At 28.9% G+C, this 21,987-nt stretch carries 18 protein-coding genes; 16 read left to right on the plus strand and 2 right to left on the minus strand.

The features are described from left to right. Positions 1-541 precede the first annotated feature (541 nt). The gene (gene ytvI, locus EII29_RS00005) at positions 542-1,783 is read right to left on the minus strand and encodes a sporulation integral membrane protein YtvI (protein ID WP_125235491.1); all 1,242 of its coding nucleotides are present in this window, start codon (positions 1,781-1,783) and stop codon (positions 542-544) included. A 376-nt stretch (positions 1,784-2,159) separates the two neighbouring features. Between ytvI and EII29_RS00010 the strand changes: the two genes are divergently transcribed. The 16 genes from EII29_RS00010 (at position 2,160) to EII29_RS11970 (ending at position 19,548) form a co-directional block, all read left to right on the plus strand. Continuing rightward, positions 2,160-2,795 (plus strand): PadR family transcriptional regulator, encoded by a 636-nt coding sequence (locus EII29_RS00010; protein ID WP_125235492.1) that lies wholly within the window; start codon positions 2,160-2,162, stop codon positions 2,793-2,795. A gap of 193 nt (positions 2,796-2,988) precedes the next feature. Beyond that, entirely contained in the window at positions 2,989-4,260 is a 1,272-nt protein-coding gene (locus tag EII29_RS00015; protein ID WP_125235493.1) for a TolC family protein, read from the plus strand. 35 nt (positions 4,261-4,295) lie between these two features. Beyond that, positions 4,296-5,468, plus strand: a complete 1,173-nt coding sequence (locus tag EII29_RS00020; protein WP_233573204.1) for an efflux RND transporter periplasmic adaptor subunit — start codon at positions 4,296-4,298, stop codon at positions 5,466-5,468. Between the two features lie 27 nt (positions 5,469-5,495). Continuing rightward, positions 5,496-6,188, plus strand: a complete 693-nt coding sequence (locus EII29_RS00025; RefSeq protein ID WP_125235494.1) for an ABC transporter ATP-binding protein — start codon at positions 5,496-5,498, stop codon at positions 6,186-6,188. Continuing rightward, positions 6,189-7,400 carry an ABC transporter permease gene (locus tag EII29_RS00030; RefSeq protein ID WP_125235495.1) on the plus strand — a complete coding sequence of 404 codons (1,212 nt, stop codon included), beginning with the start codon at positions 6,189-6,191 and terminating at the stop codon, positions 7,398-7,400. A gap of 116 nt (positions 7,401-7,516) precedes the next feature. Beyond that, entirely contained in the window at positions 7,517-8,464 is a 948-nt protein-coding gene (locus EII29_RS00035; RefSeq protein WP_125235496.1) for a nucleoside hydrolase, read from the plus strand. An 811-nt stretch (positions 8,465-9,275) separates the two neighbouring features. Continuing rightward, positions 9,276-10,196, plus strand: a complete 921-nt coding sequence (rbsK, locus tag EII29_RS00040; protein WP_125235497.1) for a ribokinase — start codon at positions 9,276-9,278, stop codon at positions 10,194-10,196. Positions 10,197-10,726: 530 nt separating this feature from the next. Next, entirely contained in the window at positions 10,727-11,797 is a 1,071-nt protein-coding gene (locus EII29_RS00045; RefSeq protein WP_125235498.1) for a BMP family protein, read from the plus strand. A gap of 25 nt (positions 11,798-11,822) precedes the next feature. Continuing rightward, a complete protein-coding gene (locus EII29_RS00050) occupies positions 11,823-13,346 on the plus strand; it encodes an ABC transporter ATP-binding protein (protein ID WP_233573205.1) in 1,524 nt (507 codons plus the stop codon). Further along, positions 13,336-14,379, plus strand: coding sequence for an ABC transporter permease (locus EII29_RS00055; protein WP_125235499.1), 1,044 nt, complete (start codon positions 13,336-13,338; stop codon positions 14,377-14,379). The genes EII29_RS00050 and EII29_RS00055 overlap by 11 nt, the downstream gene beginning before the upstream one ends. Positions 14,380-14,381: 2 nt before the next feature. Continuing rightward, a complete protein-coding gene (locus EII29_RS00060) occupies positions 14,382-15,314 on the plus strand; it encodes an ABC transporter permease (protein ID WP_125235500.1) in 933 nt (310 codons plus the stop codon). Between the two features lie 27 nt (positions 15,315-15,341). Further along, positions 15,342-16,283 (plus strand): nucleoside hydrolase, encoded by a 942-nt coding sequence (locus EII29_RS00065; protein WP_125235501.1) that lies wholly within the window; start codon positions 15,342-15,344, stop codon positions 16,281-16,283. Positions 16,284-16,296: 13 nt separating this feature from the next. Then, entirely contained in the window at positions 16,297-17,553 is a 1,257-nt protein-coding gene (locus tag EII29_RS00070; RefSeq protein WP_125235502.1) for a M20 family metallopeptidase, read from the plus strand. A 24-nt stretch (positions 17,554-17,577) separates the two neighbouring features. Beyond that, positions 17,578-18,327, plus strand: a complete 750-nt coding sequence (locus EII29_RS00075) for a glutamine amidotransferase (RefSeq protein WP_125235503.1) — start codon at positions 17,578-17,580, stop codon at positions 18,325-18,327. A 66-nt stretch (positions 18,328-18,393) separates the two neighbouring features. Further along, complete coding sequence (locus EII29_RS00080; RefSeq protein ID WP_125235504.1) at positions 18,394-19,350, plus strand: LacI family DNA-binding transcriptional regulator; 957 nt, start codon at positions 18,394-18,396, stop codon at positions 19,348-19,350. Positions 19,351-19,410: 60 nt separating this feature from the next. Continuing rightward, the gene (locus tag EII29_RS11970) at positions 19,411-19,548 is read left to right on the plus strand and encodes a hypothetical protein (RefSeq protein WP_158612437.1); all 138 of its coding nucleotides are present in this window, start codon (positions 19,411-19,413) and stop codon (positions 19,546-19,548) included. Positions 19,549-20,167: 619 nt separating this feature from the next. Here EII29_RS11970 and EII29_RS00085 read toward each other — a convergent pair. After that, complete coding sequence (locus tag EII29_RS00085) at positions 20,168-21,811, minus strand: PTS transporter subunit EIIC (RefSeq protein WP_125235505.1); 1,644 nt, start codon at positions 21,809-21,811, stop codon at positions 20,168-20,170. Positions 21,812-21,987: the final 176 nt, after the last annotated feature.

Here is a 21,987-nt window from a genome sequence, read left to right on the forward strand (position 1 = left end):
CTCATTGTCACCCTCATATTTCTGTTATTGACTGTAAAATTTTTTTAATCCTCAAAAATGTTTGTTATATTTGAAAAACTGCAAACTTACTATACATAGACATCAGTTTTTTTGAACAGGATAATACTGTATTTTCTCGGAAAAATTTTGAGTATCGGAGAATAAAAATAATATAAATGATTTCAAATAAGAATTAAAAATATAGTTAAATAGATACGTAAAACTAAAATAGAAGTTAAAATCGGACATTCAAATTATTCAACAAAAAAATACGGGAATAAACATAAAGAAAAATTATTGTTTGAGTAAAACAAGTTTATGATTTTTTAGTGCATGAAATGTTTTTTAATATGAAATAATTTAAGTTGGATAGTTTTTAGTGTAATTTTTTTATAAAAAAGGTTGGAAAAATTTATTAATTTTTAAAAAATTAATATTTTTTAATTAGAGTAATAAATATAAAATTAAAAAAGGAAGTATTTTAAAAATAATTATTTTTTTATTTTTAAAATAGCTTCCTTTTTCAAAATAATTTGTAATATTAACATTTCTTGTCATCGATAAATTCATCATCAATAAACTTTTTAAGACTTTCGGGCATATTTTCAATTAAAGGGTTTTCACTATTTTTATTGCTGTTATTTTTGAAATTTTTATCTGAATTTCGGTCATTTTTATTTTCAGAAATATCGCTACCGAATATTTCTCTGAAAAAGCCTACCTCAAGTTCTCTGGAAAATACATTTTTCAATATAATCATAACAACGGGACCTATGAGAAATCCCATTATTCCGAAAAATTTAAATCCCGAATACATAGAAATCAATGTTACTAGAGGGTGAACTCCTATATTTTGACTTATAAGTTTAGGTTCCATTATTTGCCTTACAGATAACACAAGAAGATAAATCAAAATCAAAGCCAGTCCTAACTTTATATCTCCCAATAAAAATGATATTCCCGCCCAAGGAAGTAAGATCGCTCCTGCTCCCAGTATCGGTAAAGCATCAATCAGACAAATTACAATTGATATTAATAGAGGATAGGGAATATTAAACTTCAAAAAAAACAGTAAATTAAAAGAAATCAAAAGTTCAAAAAAGCATATTGTCATAAGAATAATCTGTGCTTTAATATAAGAACCTAAAACTGTAAACATTTCTTTTTTTATATTATATATTTTTTTTAGCCATAATTCAGGGAGTTGTTGTTCCAAAAATTTTAAAATTTCTTTTTTATCAAGACTTATAAAAAAAGTTGAAAGTACAGTAATGCATATATATATTATTATTGTGGGTATGGAAGTTACAAAATAGATGAGTCCGTTTATAAAACTTCCTATTTTGGAAGAACCGAGCGAAATAACTCCTGTCACGGAATTTTTAATCTGGTTTGTAAATCCTTTAGGCAAATATCCTAAATAAATATATCCCTGATCAATCGCAGCTGTCCATAATTTTTTAAAATCTTCAGTATAAGTATTTATATTTTTTGAAAGTTTATAAATTTCTCCGAATAAACGAAGAGAAACAATACTTATAAAACTTAGAAAAAAAATTAAAAATATTACTATTGAAGTAATGGTAGCTATTTTTTTTGAAAATTTTAATTTTCGTCGGAGAAAGTTTCCGAAAGGTTGAATTATTATTGAAAAAAATACAGCTATTACAAAAGGAAAAAGAAATATCCCTAATTTAAAAAGTAAAAGTACTACCAAAAGTACTAATACTATATATAAAATAAAATAAAGTTTTTTAAAATCAAATTTTTTATACTCAGACATAATTACCCCTTTAATAAAATTGTGTATGTTATATTATAGACTATATAATTAAAATTGTAAATATAATTTGATATTTTGTTTTTATATTTTCTTTTATTGATTACAATAGCGTTGTATATTATTGTTATATCTTTTCGTACAGTTTTTTACATATACGAAAAGAAATACTTTTACTTTAATTTGTAATACAGATTTTTTCTTTTTTTAATGTTTTCACAATATCTAAAAATCTTTATAGATCAAATTAAAATTGACATAATTTTAAAAAAATGATACTATAAGATATGTCTAATAGTAATATTAAATTGTAAATAAATATTTACCGAAGGTAAATCTTTAAAATCCAGTAATAGATTAAGGAGGTTGAGAAAGTGTTATGAAATATATTGTATTAGGGATACTAATACTGAAAAAAAGTACGGTTTATGAAATACGAAATATAATCAAAGAAAATTTTAAATCAATGTGCAGTGACAGTATGGGAAGTATTCAAGCATCATTGAAAAAACTTCTTTCAGAAGAAATGATAATTTTTAAGAAGTACACTGAAAGGAATATAAATAAAAAAGTTTATTACATTACTGAAATAGGCAGAAAAGAATTTTTAGAATGGATAAAAACACCTTTAAATATGGGACAAATGAAAAATATAGAATTGGGAAAACTTTTATTTATGGGATTAGTTCCTAAGGAAAAACGTTTACTTTTAATAGAAGAAATCATAAAAAATTTAGAAAAAGAAATTTTCTATTTAAAAAAAATAATGAAAAAACAGAAAGAATTCAAGGAAAGAGAAAAATTAACAGAATATTTTAAAAATAATCAAGAATACAGTGAAAAAATAATGGAAGCCAATCAAAGTAAAACAATAGATGAAAGTATTTCTGAAATTTATCAATATGAAATTTTGACACTTCAGTTAGGAATTGATACAACAGAGTTTTATGTAAATTGGTTTAAAAAAGTCAAGAAAAACATAAAAAAAGGTGATATTAAAATATTAAAAATATAGAAAATATAACAATGTAAAATTTATGTTTTCTCAAATTGAAAAATGTTAATAAAATTTAAAAAATCTTTATTTACTATTTTTAAATTATTTATACTTAAAAAAATGTATAATAAAATTTATATATAATAAAAAACATTTTCTAAGTATACAGGAGTAGAGTAAGTTGTAATTTTAAAGAGAAAGGGGGACACTTATGCCGAAATCGATTTATAAAAGAAAAATCAGTAAAAGTCGGTTTTTGTTTTTATTTCTTATAAGTGTTTCAGTATGCGGAGCTAATTTGGATGATGTAATTTCCGAATATGAAAAAAAATCATACACAACAAAAATCAATGAAGCAAATTTGAAAACATATGATATTAAAGAAAAAGCGCTAAAAAAAGGAGATTGGAATGCAATAAAATTCAGTACCGAAAATGCTTATGAAAAGAGCAGGAGCTATGATGGAATAAATATAAATAACAGTATAACTTTCGGAATATTGTATTATAAAAACGGATATAATTTTACAGATAAAAAATTTACAGAAAATAAAATTGGAATATCAAAAACTCTGAATGATTTTTTTTATAGTGATACGAAACATAATACAAATGTAAATAATATATCCAGAAACATACAGAAAATTATTAATGAAACATCTAAAAACGATGAAATACGTAATTTGATTGACTTATATAAAGAATATAAAAATAAAGAAAAAGAAGTATCGCAAAATAAAATATCCGTTGAAGGAAAAAAGAAAGATTATAATATTTTAACAAAAAAATATCAATTGGGTACGGCTACAAAATTTGATTATGACTTGGCAAAAACAGAATATGAAACTGCACAGCTGAAATATGAAAATACCGAAAGGGAATTAAAGATATTAAATGAAAAATTTATGATTTATAATGTTTCAATACCGAAAACTGAAAAGCTCGAGGACATAAAAGCTATTGAATTGAAAAAGGAAGATTTTTATGGATTAAAATTATCGGAAGCCCAAAAAATAAAATTAAATGAAAACTTATATGAAGAAAGAATGAAAAAAGAAAAATTTGACTATAATGTGCCAAAAATTACCGCGGATGCAGGTTATTCCTTTAAAAATGATTCTGTCACAGTAGGTTTGGGGATTACAAAAACTTTTAAGTTATATAATGACACAATAGAAGATTTAAAGAATGAAACTGAAAAACTTAAGCTGGAATATGAACGGAAAAAAAATGAGATACTTTCCAATGCAGGGCAGGAAATACTAAATTATACAACTTATCAGACAAATGTATTAATCAGTAAAAAAAATTTGGAGATTTCAAAGCAGGATTATGCAATCTTTTTTAAAAAATACGAGCTCGGTACAGACACATTTGCAAACTATGTAGAAAAAAGAAACGTATATGAAAAAGCGGTTATAGACTATGAAATAGCTAAAAATGAATTAGCGGCATTTACAAGAAAAATTAAATATTACAAATAGAATAAGTTGAAAGAAAAATAATATGAGGTGATTTTGTGCTAAAAAAGAAGATGAAAGAAATTTATAAATATCTTAAAGGAAAGACGATAGTTTTTTTAATTTTAGGAGTAATATTTTTAATTGCCTGCGGAAAAAAGAAAGAAGAGAATGTATATGAGGTTACAACAGTAGAAAAAGGGGATATAAGTCTTTCTATCGAAAAAACCGGACAAGTAGTTTCTGAAAATGAAGTTTCTGTTTACACTACTGCAAATCAGAGAGTGAATAAAGTATTTTTCAAAGCCGGGGATAATGTAAAAAAAGGCGATATTGTACTGACTTTTTATCCTGTGGATAAAAATGAACTTCAAAGAAAAATACAGATAAAAAGTCTTGAAGTGCGACAAAAGCAGAGAGATTTGAGAAATGTTTCAGAACTGAAAAAAATTGGAGGAGCTTCTGCAGTATCTGTAGATGATGCCAAAATTGCCTTACAGACTGTACAACTTGAGCTTTTATCGCTAAAGGAAGATTTTGCTTTAATAGTAGATCATATAAAAAGTCCGGTTGACGGGGTTATCACAGCTATGACTGCTGATGAAAATTATCGTGTAAATACGGAAACTACTTTGTTTAAAGTATCAGATGTAAAAAATATGAAAGTCGAAGTAAATTTGTCCGATACACAAATAAAAGATATAACACCGGGACAAAGAGTTGAAATTACTTCGGATTCATTGCCTGACGGAGAAAAAATAGACGGTGTCGTTTCTCAAATTTCAGGTGTGTCGGTCAAAAGTACAAATTTAGATGAAAGTAATACTACTGTAAGCATAAAATTAAATAATTCCGGAAATTTAAGACCCGGCACAACCATAAATGCAACTATTTTTTATAAAGAAAGTAAAAATGTGTTAAAAATACCGTATAATTCCGTAATAAATGAAAATAATAAATTTTATGTATTTTTAGTTGGAAATGATAATAAAATAAGCAAAAAAGAGGTAATTTTAGGAAACGGTGACGATTCCTATTATGAAGTTGTAAGCGGAATTTCAAGCGGGGAAAAAATTATTGCTGTAATTGATGAAAACTTAAAAGACGGAGAAAAAATAAAAATAGCAGATCCGAATAAAAAAACGAATGGAAAAGGCAATAAAAAAGGAAATAGCAAGCCTAATAAAAATAATAATAGAGACAAAGATTCGGAAAGAAATCCTCCTCAATAAAAATAAATTTTTAAAAGGAAAATAATTATGATAGACGTAAAAAAAATAGTTAAAATTTATAAAAACGGCAATATGTCATTGGAAGTTCTTAAAGGTCTTGATCTTTATGTAGGAAAAAATGAATATGTAGCACTTATGGGTCCTTCAGGAAGTGGAAAATCTACATTTATGAACATACTCGGTTGTCTTGATAAATTAACTTCAGGAAAATATATACTTGACGGAGTTGATGTTTCAACAATGAAAGGTGATCAGCTTTCAGTAGTAAGGAATGAAAAAATAGGATTTGTTTTCCAGTCATTTAATTTGCTTCCCAAACTTTCCGCTCTTGAAAATGTAGCACTTCCGGCACTTTATGCAGGAATAAAAAGAGAAGAAAGATACAAACGAGCTGAAGATGCTTTAAAAAGTGTGGGTTTGGGAGAAAGAATTCATCATAAACCTAATGAAATGTCAGGAGGACAGAGACAGAGAGTCGCCATAGCAAGAGCAATAATAAATAATCCCAAAATACTTCTTGCAGATGAGCCTACAGGTAACCTTGACTCAAAATCAGGAGAAGAAGTACTTGAAATATTCAAAACATTAAATGAACAGGGAACGACAATAGTTATGGTAACTCATGAAGAAGATGTGGCTCAACACTGTAAAAGAATAGTAAGGTTAAAAGACGGAGTTATTGAATCCGATTATATTGTTACTGATAGGAAAGGGGAATAAATGGATTTTTTTGAATCATTGAAACTTGCTGTAGGTAATCTTTTCAGTTATAAAATAAGATCATTTCTGACTATGCTCGGAATAATAATCGGAATCGGAGCTGTAGTTATGATGTCTTCTCTTGGTGCAGGGGTTAAAGAGAATATAGTAGGTGATTTAAACAAACTTGGATTAGGAAACTTTCAAGTATCTATAGACACTTCACCGGGGCAAACATATAAAAGCGGTGATTTACTAACTCCAAAAGATATTTCAGATTTAAAGAGAATAGAAGGTGTTGAAGGGGCTTCTCCCACATCTGAAGCATTTGCAAGAATAGAAATAGGAAAAAAAAGAAAAACTTTTATTGCTACCGGAGTAACTGAAGATTCTTTTAAAATTTATAATTATACAATACTTAAAGGAAGAAAATTTTTGCCTTCAGAATATAAAAAAGACGGTAAATATTTAATATTGGACAATACTACTGCTAAAGAGATATTTCAGGAAGAAAATCCTATTGGAAAAAAGATTGTTTTGAATTTCAGGAGAAACAGACAGATTGTAACTGTAATCGGAATATATAAAAATCCTCTTGAAAACTTAGGTGGTGGCGGTGAAGATGTGCCTGTATTCGGACTTCTTCCAAATAATTATATAAACCACTTAAACGGCAATGAAGGAAATAAATTTACAAGCCTTGATTTGAAAGCAGCTGATCCTAAAGAACTGAATATAGTTATGGAAAGGGTAAAAAATTTTCTTGAAAAAAGAGGAAGTAAAAGTCAAATTTACAATGTCCAAAATATTGCTCAAGGACTAGACGAATTTAACAACATACTTAATATGCTTTCTCTCTTTATAAACGGAGTTGCAGCAATTTCTCTTTTTGTGGGAGGTATAGGAGTAATGAATATTATGCTTGTAAGTGTTACCGAGAGAATAAGGGAAGTAGGTTTGAGAAAAGCCATAGGTGCAAAAACACGAGATATTCTTTCTCAATTTCTTATAGAAGCAGTTATTCTGACTTTTTTTGGAGGCATAATGGGAATTTTTACAGGATATGGCGGAGCACTCCTCATTGGATTCTTCATAAAGACAGCTCCTATTTTAAGTCCTGTAGTTGTAATAGTTTCTTTAATTGTCTCAACTATGACCGGACTAATTTTTGGAGTATATCCTGCTAAAAAAGCTGCAAATCTTGATCCTATTGAAGCTTTAAGAGTTGATTAGCTAAACATTTTACAAATCAGAATAAAAGTTATTCTGATTTTTTAATGAAATATAAAAAAAAATAAGGTATAATTTCTATATAATGAAATTAAACTTTTTTATTTAAGGAGCGAGAAATGCAAAAAAAGAAAATAATTCTGGATTGCGATCCGGGACATGATGATGCTGTAGCAATAATGGTAGCAGGACTACATAAAAAATTTGATTTAATGGGTATTACAGTAGTAGCAGGTAATCAGACATATGAAAATGTCACTAACAACGCACTTAAAATATGTGATTATTTTGATTTTGATATTCCCGTTTATGGAGGAATGAAAGGTCCATTAATAAGAAAACAGATTATTGCAAGTGATTTTCACGGCAAGACAGGACTTGACGGGATAAAACTTCCTGAAACTTCAAGAAAAATAGAAAAAGAAAATGCAATTGATTTTATTATAAATTCTCTTTCAGAAAGTAATGAAAATGATAAAATTACTTTAATTCCTGTAGGTCCTTTGACAAATATTGCTATGGCATTAAAAATAAAACCCGAAATAAAAGAAAAAATTGAAAAAATAATATTAATGGGAGGAAGCTGTTCAGAAGGAAATGTAACTCCTTATGCAGAATTTAATATTTATGCAGATCCTGAAGCTGCACATATTGTATTTTCATCAGGAGTTCCTATAATTATGATGGGACTTGATATTACAAATAAAACAATGCCTAATGAAGATATCATAAGTAAAATACAAAACATAAATACAAAAGAGGGAAATTTCCTGAATCAAGCATTACATTTTCCGAAAAGATATGATGAAAATGGAAAATTTTTATATCATACTCTTCATGATGTAGTGACATTGATATATCTAATTGATGAAAGTGTAGTAAAATTAGAGAAAATTAACTGTAGAATAGAATTAAAAGATGACAAAAAATACGGTCAGACTGTATGTCGTAAATATGATTGTCAAAAGAAAGAAATATTTGAAGAAAAATCGGAAATTTATGCAGGAATTGAAATAAATCTGGATAAATTTTGGGATATTATTTTTGAAGTGATAGAGGTATATTAAAAAATAAATTAAAAATTCTAATAATTTTAAATTTATTATTGATTTCTTTGAAAATTAGAATAAAACATATTATATTAATAAAAATCAAATTAACAAATACATATCTAAAAAGAAGATTAATTATAAAAACTAAATTTAATGCAGATTCAGTTAAATAAAATAAGCTGTTTAAAAAAATATTAACTAAAAGAGAATAAGAAGAGAGTAACTTTCAATAAATAATATAAAAAATTAAAAATAAGAGATAAGAGGGAAACAAAAGGGAAGTTTAACCATCAATTTAAGCAGCAAGTAGTAATAAAATTTAATGTAAAGAAATAAAATTAATATTGTATTAAGAAACGTCTATAAATCAAAAAGGGGGAAGTGTTATAGATATAAAAACAGAATATGGATTTATTCATAAATTTTAATTGTTTGGGTAATTGTACAAATAAAAGAGTTCTAAACAAAACACGGATTACTTTATAATAAATTAATATGAGTAGTAGAAATGGATAATCCGGAAAATAATAAAAGTTATATATGTAATCGGACAGAAAAAAATCCCTCAATATTCAAATTATTTTAACAAAAAAATAAAAATGAGTGTAAAAAATCACCGTATTTAGATAAAATAGGTTTGTGATTTTTTAGGGAGAGTAATATTTTTGAATATAAAATGATTTATGTTGGGAAATTTTTTGTTAAACTTTTTGCAAAAAAATTTATAATTTCTCTTGATTTTTTGAAAAAATGAGGTATATTTATATTAAGGAACTTATGTAAGCGGTTACATTTTTAGATTTATTGAAGAAATGGAGGTGATAAAGTGAAAAAAGCTCTTGTAATAGGAAGTCTAAACATGGATATGACTGCAAAAGTTGAAAAGCTTCCTAAACTGGGAGAAACTATTTTCAGCAATGAATTTTATGAAAGCTGCGGAGGTAAAGGAGCAAATCAGGCAGTCGCAATCGCAAAATTAGGAATGAATACCACTATGATAGGAATGGTCGGAAATGATTTTCAAGGAGAAAAACTTATTGAAAATCTTATTAAACATAATGTCAAGGCTGATAACATAATAAAAAGTGATGAATTGACGGGAAGAGCTGTCATAACGGTTGATAAAAACGGAAATAACAATATCATTGTTATTCCCGGCAGCAATTTTAAAATTACAAAAGAACATATACAAAATAAAGAAAAAATAATATTTGAAAGTGATATAGTCATATTACAGAATGAAATTCCTATAGATGTTGTCGAATTTTCTTTAAAAAAAGCAAAGGAATTGAATAAAATTACTATATTCAATCCTGCTCCCGCAACTGAACTTTCTTCTATAATTTATGAAAATACTGATTATCTGATACTAAATGAAACTGAAACTGAAGAAATTTTTGGGATAAATATAAATGATAAAGTCTACATTGGAAAAATATTTCATAAAAAGAAGGAGCATAACATTAAAAATATAATTCTCACACTGGGAGAAAAAGGAAGTATTTTATTTGATAAGGATGACAGTGTCAGAAAATATGATGCTTATGAAGTAAATGCTGTAGACACTACTGCTGCGGGAGATTCATTTATCGGAGCATTTGCACTTAAAATATGCGAAACGAATAACCCTGATATTGCAATAAAATATGCAACTGCTGTTTCTGCTATTGTTGTTACAAGGCAAGGAGCTCAGGATTCTATACCTACAGTTGAAGAAATTGAAAAATTTATGGAGTTGAACAGTTGAAAATCATAGAAACTGATTTTTTTCAAAAAGAAAATGTAAGCGGTTACAAAAAAATATTTTGAAAATTTTAAATACTTAATATTAAAGTAAACAGCAACTTTGAAACAGCTATAAAAAATTATAAATTCTAAGGTAAAAATACAAAAAATAGTTTTAGAGGAATTAATTAATATTTGGATGCTTAAAGACAATACAACCAATTTTAAAGGTAGGATTATAGTCATAAAAATAGTTTTATCTGTAAGCAAAGGTTATCAGTTTTACATTTATGAAACAGAAAAAATTAGTTTCAGTATAGTTTGGAACAATAAAAAATACTATTAAAAACGATATTTAAAAGACTTTCTAAGATACAAAATTATTTACTTTTAAATTTAGATTAGAGTGGATTTTAAATTGAAAAACAAAAATAAGAAATAAAGTAAATTTAAAAGCTAAATTTAATTATAAGTCAGTTTTTCTTTATTATGAAAAAATTATGATTGTGGAAAAACATAAAAATTAAAAAATAAATTTTGGAGGTAATTAAAATGAAAAAATTTTTAAAAGTATTATTAGTAATGATGAGCTGCCTGATATTAATTGCATGTGGAAATTCAGATAAAAAGGAAAATGCAGAAAATAAAGGCGGTGAAGAAAAAGGAAAGAAATTAAAAGTAGCAGTAGTTTTTGCAGGTTTTTTAGGAGATAAATCCTTTAATGATTCTGCATTTGAAGGTCTTAAAAAAGCTGAATCCGATTTTGGAATAGAATTTAAAGTACTTGAATCAAAAGTTCCTTCCGACTGGGAAACAAACTTTGTTTCTGCAGCTTCTGATGACAGTTATGATTTAATACTTGCCATATCTTCACAATTTACTGACATAGTAAACAATCATGCTGATGTATTTAAAGATAAAAAAATAGGAATTATCGACAGTGTTGTAAAAAAACCTAATGTAGCTTCAGTAGTGTTTGCTCAAAATGAAGGTTCATTTTTAGCAGGGGCAGCTGCCGCACTCTTTACACAGAAAACTGATATTCCTAATGTAAATGAAGATAAAACAATTGGATGGGTAGGCGGAATGGATATACCGGTGTTACAGGATTTCCTTACAGGATATAAACAAGGTGCGATTTATATAGACCCTGAAACAAAAGTACTTGTTTCGTTTGCCGGAACATTTAATGATCCTTTAAAAGGTAAAGAACTTACTCTTGCTCAATACAGTCAGGGTGCGGATATTGTAATGAATGTGGCTTCAAACACAGGAAACGGAATACTCGAGGCTGCAAAAGACACTAAAAAATACGCAATCGGTGTAGATATCAATCAGGATGATATATATCCGGGAACTATACTTACTTCAATGCTGAAAAGAGTAGATGTTGCTACATATGACATAATAAAACAGGTTCATGAAAATACATTTAAAGGTGGAGAAGTTGTAAAAATGAATGCAAGTAATGGCGGTGTAGGGTTAACTGATATGAAAATCATGAAAGATGCTTTGAAGGAAAAGTTTCCTGAAGATATTCTTCAAAAAATTAACGAATTGACAGAGAAAATTAAGAAAGGCGAAATTAAAGTAGAATCTTATCCGGGATTTAAAGTTGAATAAATTTTTTTAAGCAGGAGGAGTTGTTTTGAAAGAAATAGTTAAAATGACGGATATTGTAAAGACTTTCGGAGAAGTTCAAGCAATAAAAAATGGAAATTTTAATTTATTTGAAGGTGAGATCCATTCATTAATCGGAGAAAACGGGGCCGGAAAATCTACAATGATGAAACTTTTATACGGTATATATTCCATTGATTCCGGAAGTATAGAAATATATAATAGAAAAATCGAAAATTATACTCCTAAAGATGCTATAAATCTTGGAATAGGTATGGTTCATCAAGAATTTATGTTGGTAAATGAAATGACAGTTCTTGAAAACATAATTCTCGGTTTTGAACCTGTGGAATCTATGGTTATGATTGATTTCAACAAAGCCAGAGCAAAAGTTCTGGAGTATGTAGAAAAATATAATTTGAATATACAGATAAACAAGAAAGTTAAGGATATATCAGTCGGTGAAGCACAAAGAGTTGAAATAATAAAAACTCTATATAGAGGAGCAAATATACTTATTCTGGACGAGCCGACTGCCGTCCTTACTCCACAGGAAACTGAAAAGTTGTTTGAAATTCTGGAAACTTTAAAACAGGCGGGAAAATCCATCATATTTATATCTCATAAATTAAATGAAGTAATGAAAATAAGTGACAGAATTACAGTAATGAGAGACAGCAAATACATAGAAACTGTAGACAAAAAAAAGACTTCTCCTCTTGAACTTGCTAAAATGATGGTGGGAAGAGAAGTTCTACTAAATGTACAAAAAAAGAAAATCAATGTACAGGAAACTATTTTGGAAGTTAAAAACATTTATGTTCCAAGTGACAGAGAACTTTCAAAGATAAAAGGACTTTCCTTTTCTCTAAAAAGAGGAGAAATTTTAGGAATAGCAGGTGTTGATGGAAATGGACAAAAAGAACTGGTAGAAGCCATTACAGGACTGAGAGAAACTGAAAAAGGAGAAATTATATTTAAGGATAAGCGAATAACAAATAAAACTCCGAAATCTATAAGAGAAGCCGGAATTGCTCATATTCCCGATGACAGAAATGTAAGGGGACTTAACAGAGAAATGAGTATAAAGGAAAATATGATAGCTACTAAATTTTCTGAAACTGAATTTTCAGGTACAGTTAATTTAAAAGAAAAGAATATTATTGATTTTTCAGAGGAAATGATAAAAAAATTTGATATCAGACCCGGAGATTATAAAATTATTACTAAAAATCTTTCAGGAGGAAATGCACAGAAAATAATAGTAGCACGTGAACTGGAAAGTAATACGGATTTGCTTATAGCCTCTCAACCTACAAGAGGTATAGATATCGGGTCCATAGAAACTATAAGAAAAAATATAGTTTCATACCGTGATAAAAATAAAGGTGTGTTACTTGTTTCAGCCGAGCTGGAGGAAATTCTTACACTTTCAGACAGAATTTTAGTAATGTATGAAGGAAAAATAGTCGGAAATCTTGATGCAAAAGATGCTACTGAAGAAAACGTAGGATTTTTAATGACAGGAGGTAAAGAAAAAAATGCCATATAAAAAAATATTGAACAGTAAATATACGAGTGCATTCCTTTCTCTACTGGTCTGTACTGTTTTAAGCGGAATTATTATAGCACTGATGGGAGAAAACCCTTTTACCGTTTATGCACAGTTGTTTAAAAGTGCTTTTATAGGAAACTTCAATCTCGGTACAACAATTGAAAAATTTGTTCCTCTTCTGCTTACAGGACTTGCTTTTATAGTATCATCAAGAGTAGGTGTCTTTAATGTGGGCGTGGAAGGAGAACTATACTTGGGAGCCATAACCGCAGCTTATGTAGGATATACATTTAAAGGGTTACCTTCTTTAGTTCACATATTTTTATGTATTTTCTTTGCAATGCTTGTAGGTTCTTTATGGGCATTTATTCCGGGGTTTCTGAAGGCATATTACAAGGTAAATGAAGTTTGTGTAACAATACTGATGAATTATGTGGCAATTCATATTACTTCCTATCTTGTAAGCGGACCATTGTCGGGAAAAACAGGAATTTCACAAACAAAACCTATTGAAAAAAGTGCCGCTCTTTTGAAAATATTAAAACCGAGCAGAGCCAATATAGGTATTTTTATAGCAATAGCAGTATGTATTCTTATATATTACTTACTGAAAAAAACCAAACTCGGTTTCCAGATACGTTCTACAGGAATGAATCCGTTCTTTTCAGAATATGTAGGGATACAGTCAAAGAAAATAATGATAACAGGTATGATGCTAAGCGGTGCTATAGGAGGTCTTGCAGGAGCAATTGAGGTAATGGGAATTTACGGAGTGTTTCTTGATAATTTTTCTTCAAATATAGCATTTGACGGAATGCTTGCAGCACTTATAGCTAAGGGAAGTATTGGAGCTTTACCGTTTTTAAGCCTGTTTATTGCAGCATTGAAATCAGGTTCATTAGGATTGGAGAGAAATACAGGTATTCCTAAATCATTAATAGATGTAATTATAGCACTATTTATTTTACTTGTGACAATGGAAAAACTTTTTGAGTTCAGCAAAAAAAGGAAAAAAGGAAAAGAGGTGTAGTTATGGGAAAATTTTTATCGGTAATTGACTATACTATTATTCATGCTACTATAAGAGCAACTACGCCTATTCTTCTGGCAGCTTTCGCAGCAGTTATTACACAGCAGGCGGACATCTTAAATGTAGGAGTGGAGGGGATAATGCTTATGGGGGCTTTTATAGCAGTTTATACAAGTGTTTTGACAGGAAGCTGGATAATAGCAGTTATAGCCGCTGTAATATCAGGTGTTGTAATAGCTGCAATAATGGGTGTAGCACATCTGAAATACAAGGGAGATATATTTGCAGTGGGAACGACTGTCAATCTGCTTGTATTGGCATTGACAAGATTTTTACTTCAAAAACTTTTAGGAGTGTCCGGGAGTTACACTCTTAAAGAAGGAACTGCAATTCCACAGATACATTTTAAAATATTTGAAAGTAATAAAATACTGAACAGCCTTTTTAATGACTATTCATTATTTGAAATTCTAAGCATTCCACTTATTATATTTTTCTGGTTCCTACTTTATAAGACAGTATGGGGACTTAGAACGAGAAGTATAGGTCTAAATCCTGAAGCGGCAAAAACCGCAGGAATAAATGTATATAGAAGAAAATTTGAAGTTATACTGATTTCAGGAATAATAGGAGGATTAGCAGGTGCTCATCTTTCTTTAGGATATTCCAATCTGTTCACTGAAAATATGACTAATGGACGTGGATTTATGGGTGTTGCAGCAATGTTTTTCGGAGCGGCAAATCCGATCTTTACAGCTGTCGGATGTATGATCTTCGGATTTACGGACTCAGTAGGAGCAAGATTACAGGCATACGGCTTTCCATCGCAAATTATCTTAATGCTGCCTTATATTATAACAATACTGATATTAAGTATATCCATGATAAAACAGTATCAGAAAGATAAAAAAAGACGTAGTTCAATAAAAGCATAACTTATAAATAGAAAGGAGTGACTAAGATTGAAAAAAGAAAAAATAATTCTGGACTGTGATCCGGGACATGATGATGCCGTTGCCATAATGATGGCGGCAATCAGCCCCAAAATAGAGCTTCTTGGAATTACAGTTGTTGCAGGTAATCAGAAATTGGAAAAAACGGTTAATAACGCTTTAAAAATCTGTAATCACTTGAACTTAAAAGTTCCTGTATATTCAGGAATGACAAGACCTATGATAAGAGAACAAATGATTGCCGATGATATACATGGAGAAACGGGATTGGACGGACCTGTCTTTGATGAATTAAAAATTAAAGTTGAAAAGAAACATGCTGTAAACTTCATTATTGATACTTTAATGAATTCTGATGAAAAAATAACATTAGTTCCTACAGGTCCTCTTACAAATATCGGAATGGCAATGAGGTTTGAACCTGAAATAATACAAAAAATAGATAAGATTGTACTGATGGGAGGCACTTATCAACTCGGAAATATGACACCTGCTGCAGAATTTAATATTCTGGCCGATCCTGATGCAGCTCATGTCGTATTCAGTTCAGGAGTAAAAACCATTATGATGGGGCTGGATTTAACAAGACAAGCTCTCGCAACAACCGAAGTAGTAAATAAAATAAAAAGTTTAAATAATAAAGCATCGAAATTGTTTGCAGATTTAATGGAATTCTTTTCAGCTTCACAGAAAGATGTTTTTGGTTGGAATGCACCTCCTGTACACGATCCTACGACTATAGCTTATTTAATAGAACCTTCATGTATAGAAACAAAGCCAATGTTCTGTGAAATAGAGTTATGGAGTGAAAGATCCTATGGAAGAACTTTATGTGATTATTTCGGTATCCTAAAAAAAGAACCGAATATTGATGTTGCAGTAAAACTTGATTTTGAAAAGTTTTGGAATGTTGTTTATGATACTTTGAAATTATATGGAACCGGTGTATAGGATGTGATTAAAAATGGAAAAGCTACTTAATATATTTGAAAAAAATAAAACGATATATTTAAATTTTTTAAAGGAATTCATCCAGATTGATACTCAAACAATAGGACATGGGATAAAAGGAGGCAATGAAATAAACGGACAAATTTATTTAGAAAATCTGTTTAAGGAATTAGAAGCTTCTGAAATAATAAAAGAGCCTTTAGATGATAATATTCTTAAAATTGCTCTGAAAAATTATAACGAGGGAAACCTGGGTCATAACAACGAAAATAGATATAATCTAACTGCAAAATTTAAAGGAAAACAAGATAGAACATTGATATTTAACGGTCATGTGGATACTATGCCTTTCGGAAATCTTGAAGATTGGAAATACAATCCGTTTGAAGGAAAAATTGTAAATGAGCTTATATACGGTTTAGGTTCTACAGATATGAAAGGTGGACTGATGGCAGCAATAATGGCAATAAAACTTTTTAGAGATGCTGAGCTTGAACTACCTTGTAACGTGATTATAAACGCCGTTGTCGATGAAGAGGGTGGAGGAAACGGAAGCATAGTTTCTGCAATTAATGGAATAAAAGGTGACAGTGTCATTGTTTGTGAACCGTCAGATAATAAAATATTGACTGCACATATGGGATTTGTATTTTTTAAAATAAAAGTCAAAGGTGTGGCTCTTCACTCTGCTGAAAAGTGGAAAGGGGTAAATGCCATAGAAAAGGCAATATATCTTATAGATGCAATTAATGAACTTGAGAAAAAATGGATTCTGACATATAAACATCCACTTTTGCCTCCTCCGACAATAAATGTAGGAGTAGTAAAAGGAGGAAGTGCAGGGTCTACAGTTCCCGATTACTGTGAATTTGATGTATGTATTCACTATATTCCGGGGAAAATGTCATTTGAACAGGTTACAGAAGAATTTAAAAATAAAATTACTGAAAGGGCACAAGGTGATGAATTTTTAAAAAATAATGTGCCTGAAATGGAAATATATCAAATGGGAAACGGATTTGAAATAGACAGTGAAAACCAATTTGTAAAATACATAAAGGAAATTTCATCTGTATATGACAAAAATATTAAAATTTCAGGAGGAACCGCAGGAAATGATGCAAGAATTTTTTCAAATATAGCAAAAATTCCTACTGTAATATTAGGACCCGGACTGTTAAAAGATTGTCACACTGTAAATGAAAAATTGGATATAGGTGAATATTATAAATACATCGTTACTTATGCAAATATTATATTAAAATTTTAATTAAAATATAAGGAGGAAAATATAATGTCAAAAATATTAATAGCAGGAGAATCATGGACAAGCCATACTATACATATAAAAGGATTTGATACTTTCACTACAAGTGTTTATGAAGAAGGAGTCAGATGGCTGAAAGAAGCCCTTGAAAAAGATAGCCATGAAGTGACTTTTATTCCAAATCATTATGCAAGTGAAAAATTCCCCGTAACAATGGAGGAGATTTCTCAATATGATGTAGTAATACTGTCAGATATAGGTTCAAATACATTGTTACTTCCTGTAGCGACTTTTGCAAGAAGTGAAAAAACACCAAACAGATGTGAACTGATAAAAGAATATGTACAAAATGGAGGAGGTTTTTGCATGATTGGAGGTTATATGTCATTTACAGGAATTGATGCAAAAACAAGATATGGTGAAACAGCAGTAAAAGATATATTACCTGTAAACCTTTTGAAATACGATGACAGAGTTGAAAAACCTGAAGGAATTGTACCTAAAATTTCAAAAAATCATCAAATCTTTGAAGGAATAGATGAAGAATTTCCATTTTTTCTCGGTTATAATAAAACAATAGAAGATGATACAAAAGGTGAGGTAATAGCATCAATAAATGAAGATCCTTTTATAGCTGTCGGAACTTTCGGAAAGGGTAGAAGTGTGGCATTTACGTCTGATTGTGCACCTCATTGGGGATCGAAGGAATTTGTTGAGTGGAAATATTATAATAAATTATGGCAAAATATTATAAAATGGGTTTCTTCAAATGATTAATATTGACAATACACCATTTAAAATATAAAATAATATAAATAAATTAAAAAATGAAATGGTGATATTATGAAAATACAAGATATAGCGAAACTTGCAAATGTTTCGGTAGCAACAGTTTCAAGAGTGATTAACAATAATGAAAATGTAAAAGAAGAAACGCGTAAAAAAATAAATAAAATTATAAAAGAAAATAATTATTATCCTAATTTGATAGCAAGAAATCTTTCTAAAAATGAAAATAATATAATAGGGGTCATATTACCAGATATAAAAAATTTATATTTTGCCAGTATAATGAACGAAATAGTAAATGAAGCAAATACAAAAGGAATGAATATAATACTGGGATGCAGCAACGAAAGTTTTAAAATGCAAAAAAAATATATAGAACTTTTTTTAGAGCAGAGAGTAAAAGGTATAATAATTGCAGTCACACAAAATTCATATGATAGAATCGATTTTTTTGAACAAATTTCCAGTAAAATACCTTTAGTTTTTATTGACAGAAAAATAAACAGTAAAATGCCGGGAGTTTTTTTTGAAAATTTTAATTCTTCTTATGAGATAATAGAAAAATTTATAAAGAATAATAAAAGAAAAATTGCTTTTTTAGCAGGCCCTCAGACGATAAGTACAGCCAAGGAAAGACTTGAGGGCTATAAAAAAGCTCTTTCCGATTACAATATCGGATATGATGAAAAATTGGTTCTTTATGGAGATTTTACTTTAGAAAGCGGTTATAATTTAGGAAAGAAAATATTAAAAAATCCTATAGATGCAATTTATATTTCCAATAACTCAATGACTTTAGGGTTTTTAAAAGCAATGAAAGAACTTAATATAAATTCAAGAGAAATGAAAATAGCAACTTTCGAAGATAATGAAATAATAAAATTTATTGATGAAAAAATAATATCATATGATATTCCCTTTTTAGAATTATCACGAAAAGGTATAGATATACTTGAAAATCTTTTAGAAAATAAAAAAATGGAAAATAACATAGTGGAAATTAATCTGTAAAAAATATTTTATACTTTTCTGAAAAACTGAATAAAATTTTTAAATTTTTAATTATACTTAATGGTTGCTGTAATACCTGTTATAAGTAGAATGAATCCATACAGTAAATATTTCACAGAATATGTTGGCAGCGGAAACATAGAAGATATAAAAAAAGATGGAAAAAAGCTGAAAAAACAACAGATACCAAAAAAATAAAATGTGTAAAATCTTACTAAAAAATTAATTAAATCTCTTTATGCGGTAGATAATAAAAGCCAGTACGAAGAGATTTTTTATTTATATTATTATAGAGAAATTACCATAATATGTAGAGTAAAATAGCATAAATAACAAATCCACTATGAACGGTATTTCAAATGTAAAAAATAAAATTACTTCAAAGATAAATATTATAATTAAAAATTATATCATTTCAAGTAAAGTAAAAAAATAAAAATGTAGCGGATAAAATTATTTTAATTTTTTTAAAGTATATATATATTGAAAAAGAAATTTTTCAATATATTTCAAAAAAGGCACACAATTGTATTTAATTATGAGTTATATAAATAAATATTAGAGCTGAGACAATTGGAAATAAAAAAATGTATAAATGGTAGAAACGGTATTCCAATCAGAATGAAAGAATAAAAAATATACAAAGATATAATATAAATAATAGATTTATAGAAATTAGATAAAAAGATATTTTTGCAGGATAAAAAAATCCGATAACCTAAAAAATCAATATAACTTAGAAATTTTTAGGATTACCGAATTTTTTAAATCTCCTATTTTTAATAAAAATTTTTTTTATTTTATTAATCAATATGTACTAGTCTCTTCCCAGTGCTTCTTCCATTTCAGTTTTTACAATACTTACAGAAGGACCGTAAATCACTTGAACACCTTCGCCTTTTTTTAACACTCCTAGAGCTCCGGTAGATTTTAATGCAGCATCATCAACTACAGATGAATCTTTTACTTCAAGTCTTAAACGTGTAGCACAGTTATCAACTCTTACTAAATTATCCGCTCCTCCTAATGCAGCTATAATTGCATTTGCTCTTTCACTGCCTTTTAAACTTCCCGAAGCAGTATTTTTATTTTCAGAATTTTTAGCTTGATAGTCTGCTTTAGTATATAATTTCATTTCCTCATCATCATCTTCTCTTCCCGGAGTTTTCAAATTCATTTTTATAATAAGAAATCTGAAAAGGAAGTAATATACTACTGAATAAACCATTCCTAAAGGTATCATAGTCAGCCAGTTCGTTTTTGACTGCCCTTGAAGAATACCAAACAGGAAAAAATCTATAAGACCTCCTGAAAATGTTTGACCGATAGGTATATTCAGTATATGCATCATCATAAATGAAATTCCGGCAAGAACTGCATGAATTGCATATAAGAATGGTGCAACAAATAAAAATGAAAATTCAATCGGTTCTGTAATTCCTGTTAAAGCAGCAGTAAATGCAGCAGCAAACAATAAACTTTTTGCAACTGTTTTTTTATTAGGTTTTGCAGTGTGATACATTGCAAGGGCAGCTGCCGGAAGTCCAAATATCATAAATGGAAATTTCCCTGCCATAAATCTTGCATATTCTATTGAAAACTGCTTAGTAGTAGGATCAGCTAACTGAGCAAAAAATATATTCTGCGCTCCTTGTACAGTTTTTCCTGCAATTACCATTTCTCCCCCTACACCCGTTTGCCAGAACGGAAGATAAAAAACGTGATGTAGTCCGAACGGTATGAGTGATCTTTCTATTAATCCGTATATAAATGTTCCGGCATATCCTGAACCTCTTACAAGAGCACCTAAATGAGTTATCCCTACTTGAACAATTGGCCAGAGGAAATATAAAACAATTCCTGTCACCAGTGCGACTCCTGCAGCAGCAATAGCTACAAATTTTGTCCCTCCAAAAAATGCCAATGAAGCAGGTAATTCAATTTTGTAATATTTATTGTGAAGAGAAGCTGTTATCAGTCCTGCAACTATACCTCCGAATACTCCCATTTGTAATGTCTGTATTCCTAAAACCATACCTTGTCCCAATTTTGTCATATCTTCAGGAGCAGCCAGTTTTCCTGCACTTCCCAATAAAGTATTGATAGTCTGATTCATAATAAGGAAGAATACCGCTCCTGCCAATGCTGCAACTGCCTTTTCCTTATTTGCCAAAGCAAGTGCTACACCTATTGCAAATAATAACGGTAAATTACCGAAAATAATATCTCCGGATTTTGCCATAACATTAAGAATTTGATACAAAATTGTAGGTTTTGTAACAACCATAGTAGTAGTATCCACAACTCCTAAAATTCCTTGTAGGTTATAAGTCAAGATATTTGTAGGATTAGTAAATGATGCCCCGATTCCTAAAAATAGCCCCGCAACAGGTAATAATGCTATGGGTAGCATAAAAGCCTTACCTACTGCCTGTAATTTGTTGAAAATGCTTCCTTTCATATTAAATATACCTCCTAATAATTTGATAATATATTTTATGAATTATTTGTAATAATGTCAAATAAAAAATAAATAAATTTCAAAAATAATTATAAGTTATTTGTAAAAAAGGTATTTTAATTTGGTAAATTCAATATTATATATATTATTTATAATAAATAAATTTTCATTACATA

Source organism: Leptotrichia sp. OH3620_COT-345, assembly GCF_003932895.1.
Taxonomy (GTDB): domain Bacteria; phylum Fusobacteriota; class Fusobacteriia; order Fusobacteriales; family Leptotrichiaceae; genus Pseudoleptotrichia.

What these genes read in the sequence shown, in the direction of transcription:
- ytvI (WP_125235491.1), bottom strand. Translation starts at nt 1,783, where the DNA reads ATGTCTGAGTATAAAAAATTTGATTTTAAAAAACTTTATTTTATTTTA.
- EII29_RS00010 (WP_125235492.1), top strand. Translation starts at nt 2,160, where the DNA reads ATGAAATATATTGTATTAGGGATACTAATACTGAAAAAAAGTACGGTT.
- EII29_RS00015 (WP_125235493.1), top strand. Translation starts at nt 2,989, where the DNA reads ATGCCGAAATCGATTTATAAAAGAAAAATCAGTAAAAGTCGGTTTTTG.
- EII29_RS00025 (WP_125235494.1), top strand. Translation starts at nt 5,496, where the DNA reads ATGATAGACGTAAAAAAAATAGTTAAAATTTATAAAAACGGCAATATG.
- EII29_RS00030 (WP_125235495.1), top strand. Translation starts at nt 6,189, where the DNA reads ATGGATTTTTTTGAATCATTGAAACTTGCTGTAGGTAATCTTTTCAGT.
- EII29_RS00035 (WP_125235496.1), top strand. Translation starts at nt 7,517, where the DNA reads ATGCAAAAAAAGAAAATAATTCTGGATTGCGATCCGGGACATGATGAT.
- EII29_RS00045 (WP_125235498.1), top strand. Translation starts at nt 10,727, where the DNA reads ATGAAAAAATTTTTAAAAGTATTATTAGTAATGATGAGCTGCCTGATA.
- EII29_RS00055 (WP_125235499.1), top strand. Translation starts at nt 13,336, where the DNA reads ATGCCATATAAAAAAATATTGAACAGTAAATATACGAGTGCATTCCTT.
- EII29_RS00060 (WP_125235500.1), top strand. Translation starts at nt 14,382, where the DNA reads ATGGGAAAATTTTTATCGGTAATTGACTATACTATTATTCATGCTACT.
- EII29_RS00070 (WP_125235502.1), top strand. Translation starts at nt 16,297, where the DNA reads ATGGAAAAGCTACTTAATATATTTGAAAAAAATAAAACGATATATTTA.
- EII29_RS00075 (WP_125235503.1), top strand. Translation starts at nt 17,578, where the DNA reads ATGTCAAAAATATTAATAGCAGGAGAATCATGGACAAGCCATACTATA.
- EII29_RS00080 (WP_125235504.1), top strand. Translation starts at nt 18,394, where the DNA reads ATGAAAATACAAGATATAGCGAAACTTGCAAATGTTTCGGTAGCAACA.
- EII29_RS11970 (WP_158612437.1), top strand. Translation starts at nt 19,411, where the DNA reads ATGGTTGCTGTAATACCTGTTATAAGTAGAATGAATCCATACAGTAAA.
- EII29_RS00085 (WP_125235505.1), bottom strand. Translation starts at nt 21,811, where the DNA reads ATGAAAGGAAGCATTTTCAACAAATTACAGGCAGTAGGTAAGGCTTTT.